This is a genomic window from Dactylosporangium sp. NPDC051484 (genome assembly GCF_040689395.1).
Classification (GTDB): Bacteria; Actinomycetota; Actinomycetes; order Mycobacteriales; family Micromonosporaceae; genus Dactylosporangium.
Genome location: NZ_JBFAZX010000006.1, coordinates 391,238 through 412,406 on the forward strand (window position 1 = coordinate 391,238; position 21,169 = coordinate 412,406).

Annotated in this window: 14 protein-coding genes, 1 tRNA gene, 1 rRNA gene and 1 pseudogene; 8 read left to right on the forward strand and 9 right to left on the reverse strand. The window is 72.0% G+C overall.

The annotated features are described in order from the left end of the window. Window positions 1-27: 27 nt before the first annotated feature. Window positions 28-1,182 carry an aminotransferase class I/II-fold pyridoxal phosphate-dependent enzyme gene (locus AB0367_RS14725; RefSeq protein WP_366226775.1) on the reverse strand — a complete coding sequence of 385 codons (1,155 nt, stop codon included), beginning with the start codon at window positions 1,180-1,182 and terminating at the stop codon, window positions 28-30. Then, window positions 1,179-1,670, reverse strand: a complete 492-nt coding sequence (locus AB0367_RS14730; protein WP_366226776.1) for an Lrp/AsnC family transcriptional regulator — start codon at window positions 1,668-1,670, stop codon at window positions 1,179-1,181. Before AB0367_RS14730 ends, AB0367_RS14725 begins: the two co-directional genes overlap by 4 nt. A gap of 51 nt (window positions 1,671-1,721) precedes the next feature. On the opposite strand from AB0367_RS14730, the gene alr reads away from it, so the two are divergent. After that, the gene (alr, locus tag AB0367_RS14735; RefSeq protein ID WP_366226777.1) at window positions 1,722-4,214 is read left to right on the forward strand and encodes an alanine racemase; all 2,493 of its coding nucleotides are present in this window, start codon (window positions 1,722-1,724) and stop codon (window positions 4,212-4,214) included. 61 nt (window positions 4,215-4,275) lie between these two features. Here the strand turns inward: alr and AB0367_RS14740 are convergent, their stop codons facing one another. Then, window positions 4,276-6,675 carry a hypothetical protein gene (locus AB0367_RS14740; protein ID WP_366226778.1) on the reverse strand — a complete coding sequence of 800 codons (2,400 nt, stop codon included), beginning with the start codon at window positions 6,673-6,675 and terminating at the stop codon, window positions 4,276-4,278. Window positions 6,676-6,835: 160 nt separating this feature from the next. On the opposite strand from AB0367_RS14740, the gene AB0367_RS14745 reads away from it, so the two are divergent. The 3 genes from AB0367_RS14745 to AB0367_RS14755 all read left to right on the forward strand — a co-directional run bounded on the left by AB0367_RS14745 (window position 6,836) and on the right by AB0367_RS14755 (window position 9,572). Continuing rightward, window positions 6,836-6,908: transfer RNA gene (locus tag AB0367_RS14745), tRNA-Arg, on the forward strand. Window positions 6,909-6,955: 47 nt separating this feature from the next. Further along, window positions 6,956-8,644, forward strand: coding sequence for a hypothetical protein (locus AB0367_RS14750; protein WP_366226779.1), 1,689 nt, complete (start codon window positions 6,956-6,958; stop codon window positions 8,642-8,644). Between the two features lie 199 nt (window positions 8,645-8,843). After that, window positions 8,844-9,572, forward strand: a complete 729-nt coding sequence (locus tag AB0367_RS14755; protein ID WP_366226780.1) for a DUF429 domain-containing protein — start codon at window positions 8,844-8,846, stop codon at window positions 9,570-9,572. Between the two features lie 2 nt (window positions 9,573-9,574). Here AB0367_RS14755 and AB0367_RS14760 read toward each other — a convergent pair whose 3' ends face one another. The 5 genes and pseudogenes from AB0367_RS14760 to AB0367_RS14780 all read right to left on the reverse strand — a co-directional run. Further along, complete coding sequence (locus AB0367_RS14760; RefSeq protein WP_366226781.1) at window positions 9,575-12,790, reverse strand: DUF87 domain-containing protein; 3,216 nt, start codon at window positions 12,788-12,790, stop codon at window positions 9,575-9,577. Beyond that, a complete protein-coding gene (locus tag AB0367_RS14765) occupies window positions 12,787-13,782 on the reverse strand; it encodes a hypothetical protein (RefSeq protein ID WP_366226782.1) in 996 nt (331 codons plus the stop codon). Before AB0367_RS14765 ends, AB0367_RS14760 begins: the two co-directional genes overlap by 4 nt. Window positions 13,783-13,788: 6 nt before the next feature. Next, window positions 13,789-14,868, reverse strand: coding sequence for a DUF559 domain-containing protein (locus AB0367_RS14770; RefSeq protein WP_366226783.1), 1,080 nt, complete (start codon window positions 14,866-14,868; stop codon window positions 13,789-13,791). A gap of 179 nt (window positions 14,869-15,047) precedes the next feature. Beyond that, a complete protein-coding gene (locus AB0367_RS14775; protein WP_366226784.1) occupies window positions 15,048-15,554 on the reverse strand; it encodes a MarR family transcriptional regulator in 507 nt (168 codons plus the stop codon). Window positions 15,555-15,593: 39 nt separating this feature from the next. Then, window positions 15,594-15,788, reverse strand: a pseudogene (locus AB0367_RS14780) (helix-turn-helix transcriptional regulator); the annotation flags it as partial. Window positions 15,789-16,207: 419 nt separating this feature from the next. Here AB0367_RS14780 and AB0367_RS14785 point away from each other — a divergent pair. Genes AB0367_RS14785 through AB0367_RS14800 form a run of 4 tightly spaced genes read left to right on the forward strand, consistent with a single transcriptional unit; the run spans window position 16,208 to window position 20,943 of the window. Next, window positions 16,208-17,005 carry a hypothetical protein gene (locus tag AB0367_RS14785; RefSeq protein WP_366226785.1) on the forward strand — a complete coding sequence of 266 codons (798 nt, stop codon included), beginning with the start codon at window positions 16,208-16,210 and terminating at the stop codon, window positions 17,003-17,005. Between the two features lie 31 nt (window positions 17,006-17,036). Then, window positions 17,037-18,164: a hypothetical protein gene (locus AB0367_RS14790; RefSeq protein ID WP_366226786.1), complete on the forward strand. Its 1,128-nt coding sequence runs from the start codon at window positions 17,037-17,039 to the stop codon at window positions 18,162-18,164. Then, window positions 18,161-19,648, forward strand: coding sequence for a hypothetical protein (locus tag AB0367_RS14795; protein ID WP_366226787.1), 1,488 nt, complete (start codon window positions 18,161-18,163; stop codon window positions 19,646-19,648). The genes AB0367_RS14790 and AB0367_RS14795 overlap by 4 nt, the downstream gene beginning before the upstream one ends. Next, window positions 19,645-20,943, forward strand: coding sequence for an AAA family ATPase (locus tag AB0367_RS14800; protein WP_366226788.1), 1,299 nt, complete (start codon window positions 19,645-19,647; stop codon window positions 20,941-20,943). The genes AB0367_RS14795 and AB0367_RS14800 overlap by 4 nt, the downstream gene beginning before the upstream one ends. 128 nt (window positions 20,944-21,071) lie before the next feature. Here AB0367_RS14800 and rrf read toward each other — a convergent pair. Beyond that, window positions 21,072-21,169, reverse strand: a 5S ribosomal RNA gene (rrf, locus tag AB0367_RS14805); the annotation flags it as partial.

Consider the following 21,169-nt stretch of genomic DNA (forward strand, 5'->3'; position numbering starts at 1 on the left):
CGCCCGGCGTGATCCCCGCCACGCCGTCTATGCGGCCAGGCTGCGGACGAAGCGGCCCATGCGCTCCAGGGCCTCGTCAAGCAGGGGCAGGGCCGTGGCGTAGCTGCAGCGGATGTGGCCCTCGCCCGACGCGCCGAAGACGTTGCCGGGCACGACCGCCACGCGTTCGGTCTCCAGGAGACGTTCGGCGAAGGTCTCCGAGTCGAGGCCGGTGGCGCGGATGGACGGGAAGGCGTAGAAGGCGCCCTGGGGCTCCTCGCAGGTCAGGCCGATCTCGTTGAGGCCCTTCGCGAACAGGCGGCGCCGGCGGTCGTAGTCGGCGACCATCTCCACCACCTGCGGCTCGCCGTGGCGCAGGCCCTCCAGAGCGGCGGCCTGGGAGACGTGCGGGGCGCACAGCATCGTGTACTGGTGGATGCGGCCCGCCAGCTCCAGCACCGGGGCCGGGGCGCACACGTAGCCGACCCGCCAGCCCGTCATCGCGTGGGCCTTCGAGAAGCCGCCCAGCACGATCGTGCGGTCGCGGGCGCCCGGCAGGGACGCTACGCAGGTGTGCGGGGCGTCGTAGCTCAAGCGCTCGTAGATCTCGTCCGAGACGAGGTAGAGATCATGACGTACGGCCAGGTCCGCCAGCGCGGTGAGCACCTCCCGCGGCTGGATGGCGCCGGTCGGGTTGGACGGCGAGGAGACGAGGATCGCCTTAGTGCGCGGGGTGATCGCGCGCTCGATCTCGTCGACGAGGATGTGGAAGCTCGCGTCGGACGGCACGTAGACGGGGGTGCCGCCGGCGAAGGTCACGCACGGGCCGTAGGCGACGTAGCACGGTTCGGGGATGATCACCTCGTCGCCGGGCGCGAGCAGGGTGCGCATGATCAGGTCGAGGCCCTGCGAGACGCCCGAGGTGATCAGGCACTCGGCGGTGGGGTCGAAGCTCACGCGGTGCCGCCGTGAGAGGTCCTCGACGATCGCCTGGCGCAGCTCCAGGAGCCCGGCGTTGGAGGTGTAGGTCGTGTATCCCTGTTCGAGCGCGTAGATGCCCGCCTCGCGGACGTGCCACGGGGTGACGTAGTCGGGCTCCCCGACGCCCAGGGAGATCACGTTGTCCATGGTGGAGGCGATCTCGAAGAACCGGCGGATGCCGGAGGGCGGGCAGGCGGCGACGATCGGGTTGAGCGGCTTCACGGCGTGACCGGAAGGCGTCGGTCGACCTCGGCGGTCGCGTACAGCTCGTCGTCGTCCTTGTACGTCTTCATCACGAAGTGCGTGGCCGTGGCCGTCACTCGCTCGATCGTGGAGAGCTTCTGCGCGACGAACTCGGCGATGTCGTGCATGCTGCGGCCGGTCACGACGCAGCGCAGGTCCTGGGCGCCGGAGACCAGATACACCGAGCGCACCTCGGGGAAGCGGGCGATCCGCAGCGCCACGTCGTCGAAGCCCAGGCCACGGGCCGGCATCACGGCCACGTCGATGAACGCGGTGATGAGCTGCTCGCCGGTGATCTCGCGCAGCCGGTCGGCGTCGACGACGGCCTTGTACCGCCGGATGATGCCCTGCTGCTCCCAGGCGGCGATCTGCTTCCTGACGTCTTCGGCGGGGATCCCGGTCAGCGCCGAGATCCGTTCCGGCGTCGCATGCGCGTCCGCACGAAGGATCTCCATGATCTCCAACACGCGGCAATCTTACTGTCCGTGGCGGTGTGCGCTCCAGCTACTATTCGGCGAATGGACCCAGTCTCGGTCGCCGAGGTGGCGTCGATCGTCGGCGGAACCGTGCACTTCCCGCGGGAGGAGCGCGAGGTCGGCAGCGTCGCCATCCATTCGGACCGGTTGCAGGCCGACAGTCTCTTCTTCGCTCTCGATGGTGCTACGGACGGTCACAGGTTCGCGGCACAGGCGCTGACCAACGGCGCGATCGCCGCGGTCGTCGCCGAAAACCGGCTCGCCGACCTGCCCGCCGACGTCGGGCCGCTCATCGCCGTGGCCGACCCGCTCGCCGCGCTGCAGGAGATGGCGGTGTGGTGGCGCCGGAAGCTGACCGCCACGACGTTCGTCGCGGTCGTCGGCAGCAACGGCAAGACCCTGACCAAGGACGCGCTCGTCGGGCTGCTCGCCGGGCATCGCAACACCTACGGCAGCCCCGGCAGCTACAACAGCCAGCTCGGCGTGGCGCTGTCGGTGCTGCAGTGCCCGGCCGACGTGCCGATCGCGGTGATCGAGGCCGCCGCCACCGAGCCGGGCGAGATGGCGCGGCTGGCCCGCATCGTGGCCCCCGACGCCGTCGTGTTCACCAACCTCGGCTCGCGCAGCGTGCAGAGCTTCGGCAGCCGCGACGAGCACGCCCGCGAGCTGCTGAGCATGGCGGCCGGCCTGCCGTCCGACGGCTGGCTGCTCATGGGGGAGACGGATCCGGCGGTGCACCGGCTGGCCGCCGGGATCACGCGGGCGCGCGTGCTGCCGACCGGCGACGCGGCCCTGCCCCGGCTGACCCGCCTGCGCCACGTGGAGCGCTCGTCGCTGGTGCGCGCGACGCTGCCCGGCGGCACCGAGGAGGACCTGCTCGTCGCCACCCCGTCGCCGGAGGTGCTCAGCGACCTGGAGCTGGCGATGGGCGCGGCCACCCTGCTCGGGATCGGCCCCGCCGACCTGCTCGCCGCGGTCGCCGACTACACGCCGCCGTCGACGCGGATGCAGATGTGGCGCCGCCCCGACGGCGCGACCGTCGTCGGCGAGCTGGCCAACACCGACCCGCTCGCGCTCAGCAGCGCGCTGCGCACCGCGCGCTCGCTGATGGGCGCCCACGGCCGCACCCTGATGATCATCGGCGATCCGCTGGCCGGCCTCACCGCCGAGGGTGCCGAGGCCATGGCGCGCTGCCTGCAGGCCGAGAACGTCCGCCTGGTCTGCGGCCTGACCGACGACGCGCACCGGCTGATCGAGGAGGCGCTGCGCGGCACCGGCGTGCCCGTGCACCGCTTCCCCGACGAGGACCGGATGCGCGCGTTCGTGGCCACCGAGCTGCGCCCGGACGACGTGGCCCTGGTGCACGTACCGCGGGACACCATGGTCACCGACTCCTGGATGCATCTGGTGGAGACGGCCGCGGCGACCCGGCTCTACGTGGACCTCGCCGCGGTCAAGAGCAACGTCGCCGCCTTCCGCAAGCTCGTCGGACCGCACACGAAGCTCATGGGCGTGGTCAAGGCCGAGGCCTACGGCACGAACCCGGTCACGGTCGCGCACACCCTGCGCGAGGCCGGTGTCGACTGGCTCGGCGTAGCGACAGCGGACGAGGGCGTCGCGCTGCGCCGCGCCGGGGTGCAGATGCCGATCCTGGTCTTCCTCGCCGTCCCCGGCGACCTGGAGCGGCTCGTGCGGCACCGGCTCACGCCGTCGCTGTACTCCGTGGAGATGTACGACGCCGCCTGCCGCGCCGCCGAGATCAGCGGCCGCCGCCTGGACGTGCACCTCGAGGTGGACTCCGGCATGCACCGCAGCGGCTTGTACCCGGAGGCGGCGATCGAGCTGCTGGGCAAGCTGCGCGGCAACGAGCACCTGCGGCTGACCGGCCTGATGAGCCACCTGGGCTGCCCCGACGACCCGGCCGAGGACGACCTGACGCGCGAGCAGCTCAAGCGTTTCGACGCGGTGTGCTCGGCCGCCGCCGACCTGGGGTTCGAGGATGTGGTACGCCACACGGCCGCCACGGCCGCGACGATCCGCTTCCCCGAGGCGCGCTACGACATGGTCCGCATCGGCCTGGGCCTCTACGGCCTGCACGTGTCGACCGCCACCAGCGGCCTCATGACGCTGACCCCCGGCGTCGGCCTGGTCAGCCGCATCATCGAGCTCCACCACATGGCACCCGGCGAGCGCGTCGGCTACGGCGGCCTGTTCCAGGCCCAGTCCCCGGACACCCGCATCGCGCTCATCGCGGCCGGCTACTACGACGCGGTGCCGCGCGCCTTCCGCAAGGTCGGCTTCGTCCTGGTCAACGGCCACCGCTGCGAGATCGCCGGCACCATCTCGATGGACTCGATGGCGATCGACATCACCGGCCACCCGGACGCGGAGGTGGGCTCGGACGTGTTGATCTTCGGTCAGTACGCCGGCTTCTCCACCCCGATCGAACAGGCCGCCGCCGCGATGGACACCGTCTCGCACGAACTGCTGACCCAGGTCGGCCCCCGCGTCCAGCGCATCTTCACCCAGCACTGACCGGGCGCGCCGCCGCCGAGACCTCAGGGTCCGGCGGCGGTAACCAGCGGGCGCGTCGATCTCACGAATGCGTGGCAAGGTCCAGGATGCGCTCGAGGATCTGCCGCGGCGGCACCGGCGGCTCTTCGGCGAGGCCCTGGTGGTAGAACACCGTCGCCGGGGTGAGGCCGGGCAGCGAGTTCGCCTCGATCACGATGATCTCGCCGGTCTTGTGGTGCATGAAGGCGTCGATGCGCCCATATCCCTCCATGCCCAGCACGTTGGCGGTGCGCGCGATGCGAGCGCGGACGGCCTCGACGGCACCCGGCTCGACCCGGCCCAGCGGCGGCCCGGGCGGCGGCGTGATGTTGATGCCGGTGCCGCCCATGAACTTCTCCTCAAGACTGAGGATGCCGGCGCTTGCCACGGTGATGCTCGGGTTCATCGCGACCATCGCGCCCTTGGGGCCGATGACGCCGACGGTGACCTCGATCCAGCCGGTGTCACGATCGCGGCCCCAGACCAGCTCGGCGGCCCCGGAGTGGTCCTCCACCCGCACGTCGTCGGTGTCGATGTAGTCCTCGAAGAGCAGGTGCTGCGGGCGGTTCGTCGGCATCTCGACCAGCTGGTCGGGGCTGAGCAGCGAGAAACCGGCGTCCTTGATCCGCCGGGCGCCGGCGTTGATCAGCTCGAAGTATCGGCCCAGGTCGGCGGCGTTGCCCAGCGGCACGATGCCGGCCGAGCAGCCGTCGTCGAGGGGCTTGACGACCACGCGGGTGTCGGTGCACTCGGTGATGATGTCGTGCCAGAGCGCCTCGACCGCGGCGGCGTTGACGACCTCGGGCACGTCGACGCGGATCCGGCGGGCCGTGTGGATGCCCTCACTCTCCAGCGTGGCGACGACCTTGCCGGTCTCATACTTGTCCGCGCACAGCCGCGACGCCTCGGGCCCGGAGCCGTTGTAGCGGATGCCGTGCCGGTCGAGGAGCTCCTGCAGGGTGCCGTTCTCGCCGGCACCGCCGTGCAGGGCGATGAACACCAGGTCGTGGCGCTCGAGGAACTCCTCCATGCTCAGCTGCACGGGCGGGGCCACGGAGACGCTGCGGGCCCGCTCGGGCAGCTGCAGGCGCTCGATGATCCGCTCGGCGAGCCGGCTGCGGCGCTCCTCGAGGCGCAGCCCGTCGCGGCACGCGTAGACGACCTCCTCGACCGAGTGGCGCAGCGCGGTGGAATACGACACCTGCCACACCGAGCCGTCGGGCGCGAGCAGATAGGGCACCGGCGCGTACTTCTCGGAGCGGGCCAGCTTGAGCCACACGTTGGTGCCGCTGAGCACGGACACCTGCCGCTCGGCGGTGGCCCCGCCGAACAGCACCGCGACCGGCTGCCCGCCCTGCGCGGCCGCATCGGACGTCTCGGGGAACTCCAGCCCGACCCGGCGGGCCGCCGCCTTCAGCACCTCGCGCAGCACGTCGGCGTGCGCCATGCCCAGCTGGGCGGCCTGGATGAACAGGAAGCTGTTCTGCTCCATGCCGCTGATCGGGTTGACGTCGGAGACGAGCACCGAGCCGTCCGGCTGCAGCCAGGCGTCGATGCGAGCGAAGTCGCGCAGCCCGAGCTCGCTGAACACAGCCTCGGCGACGCCTTGGATGGCGGCGATCGTCGCGTCGTCGCGCGGCGGCGGGCAGTGGTAGTGCGAGTCGTTGCTGGCCAGGTATTTGCGGCGGTAGTCGAAGATCTCGTCGTCGTTGGCGCGGTTCTGCAGCTCGATTTCGACCGGGACGAGCGCCACCGGCCCGTCGGGCCCGTCAAGCACGATCGTGGTGACCTCGACGCCGGTCATCCGCGGCTGAATCACGATGCGGTCGTGGCGCTTGCGCAGCGTGCGCAGGATGTCGGCGGCGGCGCCACGGTCGCGGGCGACGAACACGTCGATGCTGGAGCCGCCCGCGGCCGGCTTGAGCACGAGCTTGTCGACCCCGGGGAACGCCTCGGCGACGACCTGCTCCGCCTCGACGTCGGACATCTCCGCGTCGACGAGAACCGAGGGCACCGCGCCGATGCCGACGGCGTCGAGGGCCTGCTTCGCGCGATACTTGTCGAAGGCGGTCGCGCACGCCTCGGCGCCGGTGCCGACGTAGGGCACGCCGGCCCGCTCCAGCAGCGCCTGCACCTGCCCGTCCTCGCCGAAGGCGCCGTGCATGACCGGGAACACCAGGTCGGCATTGCGCAGCCGGGCCACCAACTCCTCGTCGGTGAGCGGCCGGCCCTCGTGGGCGAGCTTGAAATCGAAGTCGGAGGGCGTGTTGCAGTACAGCAACCCGCGCGGGATCGCGTAGGGCCGCACCTGACGATCGAAGAAGATGATCTCCTTCAGGTCGACGACCCGACCCTCCAGGTGGTCGGCTACGGAGCGTGCGGAGTTGAGCGAGATGCCGCGCTCCTCGGACGGGCCGCCCAGCAGCAGCGCAACGTCGACCATTGGTTCCTCTTCAGACGGGCCATTTCGACGCGGCCACTTTACACCTCGCCCTGATCACGCAGTGTCGGCAAAACGAACGCCTACCCCGGGATGCGTCACCCGCGCAGAATCGATACCTTCTGCGCATGCGCACCCGCCCCGCCGGTACCCTCATCTGCGGCAGGCCGTAGTGCAGAGGTCGACACGCCACCTTGCGAAGCTGGAGGACGCCGGTTCGATTCCGGCCGGCCTGCCCTTTCTGCCGCGCGACCTGACCCAATGGCGCCGAATCCGGGCCGGGATGCCGTCGCCCGCCCTCGTCGCCGCGGCGGCCGAGGCTCGCGCGTCCGGCGACTGGCGCGGCGCCGCGGCCCTCATGCCCGTGGACGTCGACATCGACCTCGCCAAGGTCCGCGACGACTTCGGCGCCGAGGCCACCGCCGCGCTCGAGGATGATCTGCGCCACCTGTGCCTCGACCTGCTGTGGTGGCACCTGCCCCGGCACCGCGGCGGGATGACGACGCTGCAGGGCTCGGTGAGCGCCGTCCTCGCCCCGAAGTCGGGCGCCGGCACCGCGCCGCTGCTGCGCGTCCGGCTGCCGCGGTCGCCGACCGGCCCGCAGCGGGTCCAGCTCGGGGTGGCCACGCTCGCGGAGCTGGAATACGAGCGGTGGTATCTCGCCCCGCGGTACACCTGGGATGTGCGCGAGACCGCTGACCTACGCTCGGTGTGGGAGGAGCCGCAGGTGTACTCGCTGTTGTCCGACGGCGACTTCGAGTCCGCGTGGCGGCGGTGCGGCATCACCCTGAACTTCACCGACCTGGCCGCCCTCCAGCGCCCGTCGGCCGCCCCGACCAGCCCGCTCGGCGTGGCGGAGCAGGCCCGGGCGGCCGCGCGGGCGTTCGGCGTCGAAAGCGTGGCCACACTGTTCGGGGCCTACCTGACACTGCACGTGCCGGCCTCGACCGCGCACGCCTCGAACCCCCGCACCGCGGATCCCTCCGCATCCCTCGCTACGGACCCTCCCGCACCCCTCACCGCGGCCCCGTCCGCATCCCTCGCTGCGGACGCCTTCGGTCCCCTCACAGCGGACCCCTCCGACCCGAGCGAGTGGCACGAGGTGCCGGTCCGCATCCCCACCGGCACCGCGCCGCCGGACCTGGCCCTGATCGCGGCCGGCCTCATGTCCCCCTCCGAGTTGCACCCCTTGATGCGCTCGGCCCTGTTCCCCGACGCCTTACTCCCCGGCGTGTCGCTTCCCGGTGTGTCGCTTCCCAACGCCTTCCCCTCCGACGCTCTGTCCCCCGGCGCCCTGTTCCCCGACGCCTTGCCCTCCGACGATGCCCTGTCGCCCGACGTTTTGTCCCGCTTGTTCTCGGATATCGGCGTTTCACCCGAGCCACCGCGACAATTCGGATATTTCCGGGCGCGTTGCCGTGACGACTGGCACCGCCTCTCCATCGTCGGCGGCACGCTGCAGCTGCACGACCACGACGAGGTCGAGCAGCTGCGCGAGGCGGCCATGCACTCGCTTGGCGGCGCGTTCAGCGGCTGCTACGCCGTCCGCGAGGCCTGGCACACCGGCGCGGGCCGACTCCCGCGCGCCCTGCGCGACCACCGCCGCGAGGTCGTCGAGCGCCTGCAGCACGGCGACACCGACTTCCTGCTGGCCGGCCTGGCCGACGGCACCATCGACCCGCGGATGCGCGCTGGCAACGGCTGGTCGCTGCTGCACATGGTGATGTGGCTCGACCACGAGCGCGCCCTCGGGCCGCTGCTGGCCGCCGGCCTGGAGATCGATGTGCGGGACCGGATCGACCGGACCCCGCTGTATGCCGCGGTCATGAACGGCGCCGACCCCGAACTGATCCGCCGCCTGCTCGCGGCCGGCGCCGACCCGCGCGCCGAGACGATCCACGGCGCCTGGCCGGCCGCCGTGGCCAGCAGCCGTGGCGACTGGCGCGACCTGCGCTTCCTCACCGAGTTGTAGAGGTCCGACCGCGGTCGTATCGGCCTGCCCGCCGCGCTCCTGGAGCGATCGGAACGCGCCGGCGCGGAGCCCGCGAACACGCGGACTGCCGTGAATGTGACGATGCGACCTCGGCCCGGATGGCAGCCTGGAGCTGGCGTACCGTCCGGACGTGGCCACCTACACCGCGAACGCCTCACTCCGGCACAGCTGACGCCGGATGCTCACCATCGGCGTCGACCTCGCCGCGGCCGACGAGCGCACCGCCGTGGCGTCCATCGCTTGGGCCGGCGGCCGCGCCGTCCTGCGCGAGCTCCGGCTGGGCGTGTCCGACGCCGAGATCGTCGACGCGGTCCTGCGCTCCGACAAGGCCGGCATCGACTGCGCGCTGGGTTGGCCGGAGCCGTTCACCCGGATGCTCGCCGCGCACCGCGAGGGCCACGCGACCGACCTCCCGCCCGCCGGCGGTGGCGCCGCGTGGCGGCGGGCGATGGTGTACCGCACGACGGACGAGGTGATCCGCGCGACCTTCGGCCTGATCCCGCTGAGCGTCTCCGCGGATCGCCTGGCCCACGCCGCGATGCGCTGCGCCGCGCTCCTGGCCATGCTCGCCAACGCCGGGGCTGACGTGGATCGCGCCGGCACCGGCCTGATCGTGGAGGCGTACCCGGCCGTCTCGCTGCACCGCTGGGGCCTGGCCCACCGCGGCTACAAGGGCCGCCACGACGCGCTGGTCGACGCCCTGAAGGCGCGCGAGTGGCTCGACCTCGGCGGGCACGAGCCGCTGATGCGCGCCAGCCACGACGCGTTCGACGCGGTGATCGCCGCCCTGACCGCCCGCGCCGCCGCTGTCGGCGAGGCGACCCGCCCGGAGGCCGAACAGCTGCCGGTCGCCCGGATCGAGGGCTGGATCGCGGTACCGACGGCCGGGCTCGACGAGCTCAGCTGACCTCATCGGCGGGCCCGGTCGAGAACCTCCTCCGGGGACAGCGGGGCCTTCGGGTGGTGGGTCAGGCACAGCGGCGTGCGGACCTTCACGAACGAGAAGCCCTCGCCCGCCGCGTAGAACTGGCCGCTGCCGAGCAAGCCGATGTCCGGCAGTTTGCCGCCCTTGGCCTGGGCCAGCTCGCGCGCGGCGTCGATCTGGGCCGGCGAGTTCAGCAGGCCGAAGAACTGGGTCGTGGCGTTGCCCGAGATCTGGTTGTGCAGGCCCTTCGGCGCCTGCGTGGCGAAGACCAGGCCGAGGCCGTACTTTCGGGCCTGCGACGCCAGCGTGATCGTGCTCGCGGTCGAGGAGGTCGTGCCGGTCGACGGGGCGAGGGTCTGAGCCTCGTCCATGATGAACAGGCCGCCGAGCGGGCGGTCGCTGGCCGGGTTGCGCTTGAGCCAGGTGAACAGCGCCATCTGCAGCTGGTTGACGAAGCCCTGCTTCTGCTCGTCGGACATGAGGCCGATGAGGCTGATGACCGAGACCCGGGCCCGCTTGCCGGGGGGCGGCGTCAGGAGTACCGCGGGATCGGCCGACGCCCCGTTGCCGCCGAACAGCGGGTCGTTGACCATCGCGGCCTTGAGGGTCTCGGCCAGATCGTGGGCGAGTTTGCCGGCCCGGCTCATGCGGCTCACGTCGTCGGGCAGGTCGGCCAGGAAGTCGGTGAAGCCCTCCAGGCCGACCCTGTTGCCGCAGGCGTACGCCTGCAGCGCCTCGGTGAGCACCGCCTTGCCCTGCGCGGCGAGCCTCGTGGTGCCGCCGACGCCGGCCCGCGGCGCGAGCGCCTCCACCGCCGCGCGCACCGCCTGGGCGAACTCGTCCGGCGAGTCGCGGACCGGCGCGAAGTCCGGCAGCGGCTGGAAGCTCAGCGGACGGCCGCCGGCGACGCCGGGAGTCCACACGACGACGTCGGTGTGTTCGAGGTAGTCGAGGGCGCGTTCGTCGTCGCCGGGTCCCCAGCCGGACGGCGGCTCGGGCCACGGGTCGCCGAGCCGGGCCAGGTCGTTGTTGGGGTCGAGCACGATCGCCGAGACGCCCTGCCGGGCGGACTCCTCGACCAGGCGACGGATGAGCACGGTCTTGCCGGAGCCGGAGCCGGCGAAGATGACGGTGTGCCGGCGCAGCGACTCCAGGTCGACGACGAACGGTGCCTCGTCCTGGATCATCCGCCCGAGGCGGATGGTCCGGCCGTCCCCGTCCCCGTCCCCGTCGGCTCGGTTCGGTTCCCGCGGCGTCGCCGTCGGCTGAGCCGGGTCCTGCGGCTTCGATGTCGATGGGTCCGGGTCCTGCGGCTTCGGCGTCGACGGGCTCGGATCCTGCGGCTCCGGCGGCCGCGTGGGCTGCGCTGGGTCACCCGGCGGGCCGAACACCTCGCGGAACAGCTGGGTCCCGCTCGCCGGCCGGCGGGACACCAGCCACTCGCCGAACAGGGCGTGCGGCACCGCCTGCATGCGCCGCAGCGCGTCGAACACCTTGAGGTCCTCGTCGCTGATCTTGTGCCACACACCGCCGGCGTGCAGGAACTTGTGCACGGTCTCGATGGTGCGCGGACCGCTCGGCCAATTGTCCCGCCGCAGCAGCACCAGCCGGCGCTGCGGAACGGCGCGGTCGAGACCGGACGCGGTGCAGGCGTTCTTGATCCGGGTAATGACCGCGCGCGGATGGCCGTGAGCGATGGCCCGGAAGCCCCAGTGCGCCTCGTTCTCGGTCGCCTCGTCGAGCACCTGAACGAGCCGCGCGTGCAGCCCCGGCATCTTCGCGCTCGGCGGCGCATCCTGCTTGTACACGATGCCCGCGGGCGCCTGTTCGTCGATCCACGCGCGCAGGCCCGCCGAAATGAGCGGCGGCATCGCGACGTCCTCAGCGTACTTGTCCAGCGCGGCGCTCACGTCCGCCTCCAGCAGGAGCCGCTGGAACGTGGCGTCGAGGTCCGCGAGCACGGACTCGTCCCGATCCGACTTGTGGACGGGCAGCGGGGGTGGCTGGTCGGAGAACCGGTGCAGCTCGGTGATCTCATCGGCGTCGAGGCAGTGGCGAAGGTGCTGGTCGACCCGGCGCAGGAGCATCCGGGGCGTGAACCGGCGGGCGTCGTCGAACGCCTCCGGGTGGATCGGCCAGGTCAAGTACTTTCCGGACAAGTGGTGCGCGCTGTAAACCTCTGCGAACCGCTTCTCCACGATCATGCGGGCGATCTCGGCACGGTTGATCCGATCGGGCAGCAGCGTCTCGCGGAACCGTTCGACGACCGGCCCGGGCGCGCTCTTTTTCAGCAGCTCCCAGGTGTCCGGCAGGCAGGACATCACCACAAGGGTCCGCTGCGTGATGTCGCGCAGGTTCAGCAGCCCGTCGGCGATCTCGCCGACGATCGTGGCCTGGTCGAACTCCAGACCCTCGTTGTGGTTGAACAGCTTGATGGCGCTCTGCGCGAACAGCGTGTCGAGCTGGTCGATCGCGATCACGCTGGGGCTCAGCGTCAGCGCGATGAGCCGGGAGACGTCGCGCACCACCTCTTGTGGCGTGCGGGCATGCGCGGTGAAGCCCCACTCGAGACGGTCCTCCGGCTCGGTCGGCTCGGAGATGAGGTGGGCCAGGCCGATGTCCTGGTGGTCGAAGTCGAGCGAGCCGTAGAGGACCAGCGCGCGGGCGGTGTCCTGACACTCGCGGCCGACGGAGTTGTCAGACCGGCGTAGCCCCGCGATGAAGGCATCCATGTGTTCGCGGGTGAGCGACGCGTTGCCGACGATCGCGTCACGAACGTCCTGCTCGATGTGGAGTTGGGAGACGAGCCGACGCAGAAAGGTCTTGAGCTGCGTGCCCACGCCAAGCGTGTCGCGGGCCAAACCGCTGATGATGCCCTGGACTGTGCTCTCCCAGAACGTGCGGCCGCTGATCATGCTGATCAGGAAGAAGTAGCCGCCACCGGGGGCGCGCTGGATCGTCTCGCGCACCGCGCCGAGCAGATGGGTCTTGCCCGAGCCGGCTCGCCCCTGCAGGGCGACGCCGAGCGGGGTGACGGTGTCGCTGCGCCGGGCCTTGCCGACGCCGCTGAGAATCTCCTTGACCGCGCGCTCGTGCAGCTCAGGCACGTCGTACGGCGAGGGCCGCCAGATGTCTTCCGGTGTGGGCGCCGGATTGAGGTGCAGGGCCTCCAGTGCGGCACGTTCGTTGGCGGGGATCACGGCTGGCCAATCGCAAGGGCGTGGCTGGCCTCGCCGCCGATGTCGATGGCGGCGGCCCGGTCGCGAGCGCTGAGCGCCTTGGTGTTGGCGACGGGGATGATCCGTACGCCGTCCTGGTCGAGCAGGGCCATCAGCGCCGCGTCCACCTCGGCCCGGGCCAGGCCGGGCAGCTGGTCGCGGAGGTCGGCGAGGCCGACCCAATCGCCCGGCCGTCCGACCAGTGACGCGTACGCCTTCCGGACCCGCGATTCGGCGTCCCCGCCCTCGACATCCCCGACCTCGACATCTCCGACCTCGGCGTCCCCGACCTCGGCTGCACCGCTCTCGGCCGGAAGCGGCTGCGGCCGGAAGAACTCGCCGTGGCTCAGCTTGACGCCGTGGGTGCTCTGCAGCTGCTCCAGCGAACGGCTGATGTTGCCCAGCAGCGTCAGCAGCGTCCGGGTCGCCGATTTCGCTTCGGTTGGCGGCTTCATCGTGTGCAGCCTCCGCACCAGTCCCCAGCCCTGTTCGGTGAGCTGATGGGAGTACGGCCTATGCGTCCGGTCGGTTTCCACCAGGCCGAGCTTCTTCTCCAGCTTCGTGTTGTCCGCGCCGGTGAGGGAGAAGCCGCCAAGTTCCTTCAGCTCGTTGTTGTTCAGCTCACGAGCCTCGGACATCAGCACAATGAGCGCGAGGATCTGGTTCGGGGTAAGGCTCGGAATGTCGTCGGCATATATCCGGTCTACCGGCTTCGGGTCCTCTTGCGGCTCCGTGGGCAGCTTCCGCGCTACCTCCCAGCCCTTGGGAGTGAGCTTGTGAGAGAACGGCCGGTGCGAACGGTCCGTCTCCACCAGGCCGAGCTCCGTCTCCAGTCTCACGTTGTCCGAGCCGGTGAGCGAAGAGCCGGTGAGCGTCGTCAGCTCGTTGTTGCTCAGCTCGCGGGCCTCAGAGCTGAGGACCGCGAGGACGAGGAGCTGCTTGCGGGTCAGGGCTGGGACGTCGTCGGAGGGCATGGCGCCTCATTTCTGTGCCAGAGGGGTACGGCGTAGCAGCAGGAGATCGCGGATCGTCAGGGCCGCGGCCTGGGGGTCGGTCAGGACCTGGTCGTTGGTGAAACGCAGGACGTCGTGGCCGAGCAGCTGCAGCTGGGCGTCGCGGCGGCGGTCGTCGGCGTACTTCCACCGCTCACGGTGGTCGTCGCCGTCGACCTCGACCACGAGGCCGTCGGCCGGCCAGAACAGGTCCAGGCGGTATGCCTTGCCGAGCACATGCCACTCCAGCTCCTCGTTCCACCGGCGCCCGCGGGCCCACTCGTGGGGCGCGAGCGCTCGCTCCAGCGCCTGTTCGGCCGCGCTGTCGGCGCGCGGCGTGCCGGACAGCGGCGGATGGTTGAGCAGCGGCGGGCCCGGGTCACCGCCGGGCCAGGGGTCCGGCTTGGCGGGCTCGGCCTCCGCGGCGAGCCGGGTCAGGTGGGTGGGAAGGGTGATCCGGACGGTCCGGATCCGATCGGCACTCGGCAGCGGTGGCCCGGCCAGCCAGACGGTGAATCGTCCGTGTTCGGCGAGCCACGCCGCGGCGCCGGCCAGGGCCTGCTCGCCGTCGGGCGTGAGGCCCGTGGGGACGTCCAGCAGTACCGCGACGGAGGCACGACGGTAGGCGTCGGCGAGGATGCGGCCCAGGCCCCGCGCGCGGACCTCGGCGGGGAAGCGCGGCGCGCCGGCCGGAGGGAGGCCGCCGCGGATGCGCAGCGACCGCTCGGCGGCCGCGGCGAGGAACGGACCGAAGTGATCCGTCCGCGCGGCCGCCTGGGAGGCGAGGGCGCGTGCGGCCGCGATGCCCAGGCCGGACGGCCCGTCCAGCCGTTCGGCGCCGGGAAGCCAGCCCGGAAACAGGTTCACCGCCGCCTCGTCCAGGGCGTCGAGGAACACGGTGACGTACTGCCCGACGCGCAGCCCCGGCGGCGGGCGGAACCGGAGGATCGCCGGGGCGTCCGCCGGCAGCGGGTCGAGCCCGACGCTCAGCAGCGCGGGATCGACCTCGGCCAGGAAGCTGGCCTGACCGGGCGGTGGCTCGGCCCACCACCGGACCCCCGATGTCATGGTTCTCGACCGTACGCCGGGACGTCGAACGACCGCAGTCGTCTCTTCGCCCGACTCATTCCGGCAGCCCGACGACCCGGCGCGCGACGTTCGGCGCCGGGTCAGGCCTCGTGCAGGGCCGCACGGGCCGCTCGCCGCGCGGCGTCGGTGGGCGCCGGGCGGTGGGGTCCGTTGTTGCGTTATGCAACGGTCGTGGCCAGCTCGTTGGCCTCGCCGTGGGCGGCCCATCCGAGCCACCAGTCGTGTTCGTCCAGCTCCCCGGCGGCCTCGGCGAATGCGGTGAGCGCGTCGGTGACCGTGGCCCGCCACACGTGCGCGGTGGCGGCCACGATGCGCTCGAGCTCGGCCCGCCGGCGCGCCATGACCAGCTCGACGACATGGCGCCCGGCCTGGGTGAGCCGGATCCGGACCACCCGCCGGTCCTCGGCGGACCGCGTGCGCCGCACCAGCCCCTTGCGCACCAGCCGGTCGAGCATGCGGGTCCCGGTGGAGGGATTGACCTGCAGCTCGTCGGCGATGTCGACGCTGCGCTGCGGCCCGCGCGTGGCGAGCACGACGAGCGCGCGGAACTGCGGGAGCGTGACCTCCCCTTCCACTGCGGCGAGCGCGCGGGCGGTGAGCCCGACGAAGGCCCGGCTGGCGCGCATCAACGCCTGCACGGCGGCCTCGCTGCTGGCCTGTTGCATAGAGCAATGATTGCACCGCCGGGGTGGTCAGGCCGACTTTCAGGCGGCGGGGGCCGAACCGGCCCCGTCGGCGTAGGGGGCCAGGCTCACCCGGGAGGTGATGGCCAGCTTCCGGAAGATCTGGCGCAGGTGGTAGTTCACCGTGTGCGTGGAGATGCCGAGCCGGCGGGCGATCTGCTGGTTGGTGAGGGCCCGGCCGGCCAGCCGGGCCACCGCGCGCTCGCGGTCGGTCAGCAGGGCCAAGCCGGTCGGGGCCGGCGCCTCGACCGGGGCCCCGGAAGGGACCACGGACAGGGGCTCGGGCAGGAACTCGGACAGCGGCTCGGGCAGGGGCCCGGCCGGGGCGTCGTTCACCACGGCGACGACCACGATCTCGGTCTCGCCGGACCGTGCGGACAGCAGGACGGGGTTCAAGCCCGACGCCCGCAGGTCACGCAGCACCGAGCCGACGTCGCGGAGACCGGCGACCGTGATCGAGGACAGGGAGATCGAGGACAGGCGGAGGGACATGGTGTGATCCGACCCTTCGGGGAACTGAAAACCGGACGCCTGGCGATTACTGGAACTTACTGGAGGATACTGGAGGCGTGCAACGCGCTTTCTGGGTCGAGGTGGGGATTGCTGGAATTTACTGGAGGACGTAGGGTCGCCTCATGGCAGACAGCGCTGAGGAGCTGGAGCCGCAGATCGAGGCGCTGCGCGCCGAGGTCCGGCGGGCGATGGCCGCCGGCGACCGGCCGCGGGCCAGAGCCCTGCGGGCTCGGCTCCGCGCGCTGGAGGACGCCTGGGACGAGGCCGTCGAGTCGCTCGCCCCGGACGACCCCGCAGCGATCCCCGCGGTCCGCGAGATCGGCTCGCTGCTGCCCCTGCGAGAACAGGTCCACGGGGCGCTGACCCTGCTCACCGTCCCGGCCGCGCCGAAACTGATCGCCCAGGTCTACAACGCCTGTTTCGGCGGGGACATCAACAGCGCCAAGCTGACGAGCCTCCGGCGCGACGAGGAGCGCTCGTTCCGGGCCGCGCCGTTCTCCCGGCCGTACTATCTCTGTGCCGCCCTGACCGCCGACCGCCTCGCGCCGGTCCGCGGCCTGCTCGCGATCTCCACCTGGCCCCTCGAACAGCGCATCGTCGGCGCCCTGAGCCCACGGGTCGACTTCCTCACCGCCGCCGTGAGCATCGCGGAACACGTCGACCGGCTGCCCGATACCGACCGCGGCACCGCGCGCCTACTGTGGCTGTTCGCGGAGAACATCCCCGGCGCCGGCGACGGCATCGGCTCGGCCAAGCCCGACACCGTCATCCGCGCGGCGCGGGCCGAGTTGCAGACCCACGAGCCGGCCGACCGGTCGCACCGCGAAGCGGCCGCCGCCCGGGCCCGCGCCCAGCTCGACGACGCCGGGCAACTGTTCGGCAACCCGCTGCGCGCCGTGGCCGCCGGCACCGACTCCTGAGTTCCGTCTTCCCCCGCGAAGGAAGAGCACCGTGAACAGCACCGAACAGCAGCTCGAACACCTGCGCGGCCCGGTTCCGCCGATCGCGCACAACGCGCGCACGATCGCCGCGCTGACCACCAACCCCGGCTGCGCCCGCCGCGCCGTCATGGACGCCGCCGGGGTCGACAAACGCGCGGTCGCCGCCCGCGTGGGCTTCCCGCCGCCGTATGGACAGTCGCCGTTCGCCATCACCCGCACGCGGGCGTTCACCGCGCAGGTCAAGGCCAACGGCTGCGCCGAGCTGCTGCGGATGCTGCGCGAGGTGCTCGACCTGAAGATCCCGGAGGTGGCGTACCGCGACCTCGAGGACGCCGGCGGCAACGAGAGCCAGGAGGTCCGTCACGCCCTCGCCCGGCAGGTCCTCGGCAACGCCGCGGAGCACGCCGACGAGTCGGGCACGCTGTTCGACCACCCGCTGCTGCGTCTGCCCGTCGGCGGCCGGCAGGTCTTCCTGGAGCCGGATCTCATCGCCTTCCAGTACCAGGGCACGTTCTACGTCATCGAGATCAAGTCGTTCGCCGTGATCGACGGACAGGCCGACGGCGGTAAGGTCGCCGCCGCCGCCGTGCAGTCCGCGGTGTACGTCGTGGCGCTACGCCGCCTGCTCGCCAGCCTCGGCCACGACCCGGCCCGCGTCTCCCACGAGGTCGTGCTGGTCTGCCCGGAGAACTTCTCCAACCACGCCGTCGCCACGAAGCTCGACGTGCGCCGCCAGCTGACCGTCCTCAACCGCCAGCTCAACCGCATGACCGGCATCGACAAGCTGCTGGCGACGCTCGACCCGGGCCTCACGTTGGACCTCGCCCCCGACCGCGACGGCGCCCCGACCCGCCCCGTAGGCGAGCTGTGCGTCGCGATCGAGCACATCCCCGCGCGGTACTCGCCCGAGTGCCTGTCGATGTGCGAGATGTCGTACTTCTGCCGCCGCGAGGCCCTCGGCACCACCCGCGCGCTCGGCCACTCGGTCAGCGAGGAGCTCGGCAGCGTCGAGTGGATCGACACCGTGCTGGGACTGGCCGCCGGCCGGCTGACCCCCGCCCCCGAGCAGATCGAGGCGGCGGCGGTACTGCGGGCAGCCCTCCGACTGCGCGGCGAATCCGTCGAGGTCCCGGCGTGACCTCGCTGACCTCCCTGGCGAGAGCGCTCGCGGTCCGTCACGAGGCCGCGCAGCCGCTCACCACGGTCCGGCACACCCACATCAGCGCGCGCCCCCTGGTGTTCATCCCGCTCGCCCTGGCCGGCGAGGCCAACGCCCCGCTGGCCGCGCTGGTCGGCGATCGCGAGGACACGCCGAGCCTCTTCGTCGTCCCCCAGCCGCGCAACCGTGACCAGCGCTTCCGGTTCGCCGCCGACCTCGGCCGCCGGTTCATGTCCTATGTGGACAGCTTCGCCCGCCACCAGGAGGACGCGCGCGGCCGGCGACGCTTCACCGACGCGCCCCAGCTGCTCGTGCCCAACCCCGGCGGCATCGGCTTCGTGCGGCTCTTCGGCCGCTCGACCCGCCTGCGCCGCACCTACGGCGAGTACGCCGTCCCCCCGATCGTGCCGCTGTTCGGCAAATGGCTGACGTACTTCGCCGAGCGCGCCGAGCACCCTGGCTCGTCGCTCATGCTCGCGATGACCTCGGTCCTCGGCGCGCACTGGGCCACGGGCCAGAGCGCCGTCGAGGACGCCAACCTGGCCGCCCTGCTGGCGTGGCTGGACCCGCCCGCCGGACAGTCGCCGTTCGACGCCGCCCTGGACGCCGAGGACCCGGACCGCTGGCCGCCGGCCGGCCCGGCGACCGACCCGACGTTCGACGCCGAGCGACTGGCGCCCGCCATCGAGCGATACGCGCGTACCGACGGCAACTCCATCGCCCGCGAGGTGGCCCTCGGCATGCTGGAGTCCGCGCTGCGCGGCCAGCTCGAGCCGACCTGGCACCTCATGTGGCGGGGCGTCGCGCTGCTGGAGCGGCTCGCACCGGGCGCCAGCGTCGTGGAGCGCTGGGCCGACGACCGCGACTCGTACACCACCTACGTCGCCCACGTGACCGGCGAGAACCCGCTCCCGCAGCCCCGCCGGGACAGCGCCGTGGCAGCCGCCAAGCGCCTGAACCGGCTGGAGCGCGCTCAGGCCCGCTTCGACGCCCAGCGCGCGCTGGACGATCCGCTGGTCATGGCTGAGTACCGGCTGACCGGCGAGGCCTTCGCCGGCGACGTCGTGGCCGCCGAACCCGACCGGCTCGACGCCACCGGCCCGCGCCGCAAGCTCCGGCCGCACGTCACGGTACGCACACAGGATCCGCTGCGGCTCGCCGTCGGCGTGGAGGTACAGTCGCCGGCTCGTCTCTCACAGAAGGCGGAGATCGTCTCCATCACGCCGGCCGGCGACGGCGTCCTGGACGTGGAATTGGAGCTCAACGGCGGCATGGGCCGGTCGCTCACTCCGGCGCCGGGCAGCGTCCCGGCGGTCGGGGAGCGGATCGCGTACAGCACCGCGTCCAGCGCCTTCCAAGCCTCGGGATACTTCCCCGAGGTCAACGACACGCCCTGGACCCACGGCGGTCCGCCCGCCCCGCCCATGCCCACCGAGGAGGACGCCGTGGAGGCTTGGTCATGACCGTCGTCGACGTGTTCCCGGACGTCATGGCAAACCTGCGGGAAGGCTCGGCCCCCGGCGTCGTGGTCGACTCCCCGCCCGGCGCCGGCAAGTCGACCCTGGTCGTGCGGGCGGCCCGGCACATCGCCGAGTCCGGTGAACCCCTGGCGGTCGTCGCCCAGACCAACGAACAGGTCGACGACCTCATCGCCAACCTGGCCCGCTCCGCCCCCGGCCTCCAGATCGGCCGCCTGTCGAGGCAGGGCTACGCCGCGGTCCTGCGCATCTCCGGCCACCGCAACGTCACGATCGACACGACGGTCGCCGGCCTGGCGGGCTCGCGCGTCATCGTCGGCACCTCCGCGAAGTGGGCCACCCTGACCGACGGCTCCTGGCCCTGGGCGATCGTCGACGAGGCGTACCAGATGCGCTCCGACGCCCTGCTCCAGATCGCCGGCCGCTTCGAGCGCACCCTGTTCGTCGGCGACCCCGGCCAACTGGACCCGTTCTCGACGGTCGAGACCGAGCGTTGGGCGGGCCTGTCCTGGGACCCCCAGCTGAGCGCAGTGGCGGTCCTGCGGCGCCACAATCCCGATGTACCGGTCCATCGCCTCCCGGTCTCGTGGCGCCTGCCGGCCACCGCCGCCCCGGTCGTGTCGGAGGCGTTCTACCCGTTCACCGGCTTCACGTCCGGCACCGGCCCGGCCGATCGTTCGCTCACGTTCTCCACACACGCCTTCGGCCGGTCCCCGCTCGACGCCACCCTGTCGACCGCGGCCGCGACCGGCTGGGCCCTGCACGAGCTCCCAGCCCGCCACAGCATGCGCACCGACACGGAGGTGGCCGAGGCCTGCGCCGCCCTGGCCCTGCGCCTGCTGGAGCGCCACGCCGTCGCCGTCTCGGAGAAGTCGCCCTCAGGCGCCGTCGTCACGGCCGACCGGATCGCGATCGGCACCGCGCATCGCGACCAGGCCGCCGCGGTACGCCAGTACCTCCCGCCGGACTCCGGGATCACGGTCGACACGGCGAACCGCCTGCAGGGCCGCGAATACGACGTGACGATCGTCTGGCACCCGCTCTCCGGCCGCCGCGACGCCACGGCGTTCCACCTGGAGGCCGGCCGCCTGTGCGTGCTCACGTCCCGCCATCGGCACGCCTGCATCGCGGTAGCACGGGCGGGCATAGCCGAGCTGCTGGACGCTCACCCGTCGACCGGTCGCATGTACCTCAACGAGGTCGTCAAGTTCCCGGACGGCTGGGAGGCCAACCAGGCGATGATGGACCACCTGGAGCGGTATCGCGTCGCCGACCGATGAGCTCGCCGGCCCGCAGCGCCGCCGCCAGCAGATCGGAATCGTGGCTGCGACAAAGGGATGTTTCGGGATCCGGCCCCTAGAAACGCTTCAGGGGCCCACCGAAACGGTGGACCCCTGAGCGAATGATTGTTCGGCGGCGTCCTACTCTCCCACACTCTCTCGGGTGCAGTACCATCGGCGCTGGAGGGCTTAGCTTCCGGGTTCGGAATGGGACCGGGCGTTTCCC

Coding starts and splice junctions, on each gene's coding strand:
- AB0367_RS14770 (WP_366226783.1), bottom strand. CDS start 14,868: ATGACATCGGGGGTCCGGTGGTGGGCCGAGCCACCGCCCGGTCAGGCC.
- AB0367_RS14765 (WP_366226782.1), bottom strand. CDS start 13,782: ATGCCCTCCGACGACGTCCCAGCCCTGACCCGCAAGCAGCTCCTCGTC.
- AB0367_RS14755 (WP_366226780.1), top strand. CDS start 8,844: ATGCTCACCATCGGCGTCGACCTCGCCGCGGCCGACGAGCGCACCGCC.
- alr (WP_366226777.1), top strand. CDS start 1,722: ATGGACCCAGTCTCGGTCGCCGAGGTGGCGTCGATCGTCGGCGGAACC.
- AB0367_RS14785 (WP_366226785.1), top strand. CDS start 16,208: ATGGCAGACAGCGCTGAGGAGCTGGAGCCGCAGATCGAGGCGCTGCGC.
- AB0367_RS14775 (WP_366226784.1), bottom strand. CDS start 15,554: ATGCAACAGGCCAGCAGCGAGGCCGCCGTGCAGGCGTTGATGCGCGCC.
- AB0367_RS14800 (WP_366226788.1), top strand. CDS start 19,645: ATGACCGTCGTCGACGTGTTCCCGGACGTCATGGCAAACCTGCGGGAA.
- AB0367_RS14750 (WP_366226779.1), top strand. CDS start 6,956: ATGCCGTCGCCCGCCCTCGTCGCCGCGGCGGCCGAGGCTCGCGCGTCC.
- AB0367_RS14740 (WP_366226778.1), bottom strand. CDS start 6,675: ATGGTCGACGTTGCGCTGCTGCTGGGCGGCCCGTCCGAGGAGCGCGGC.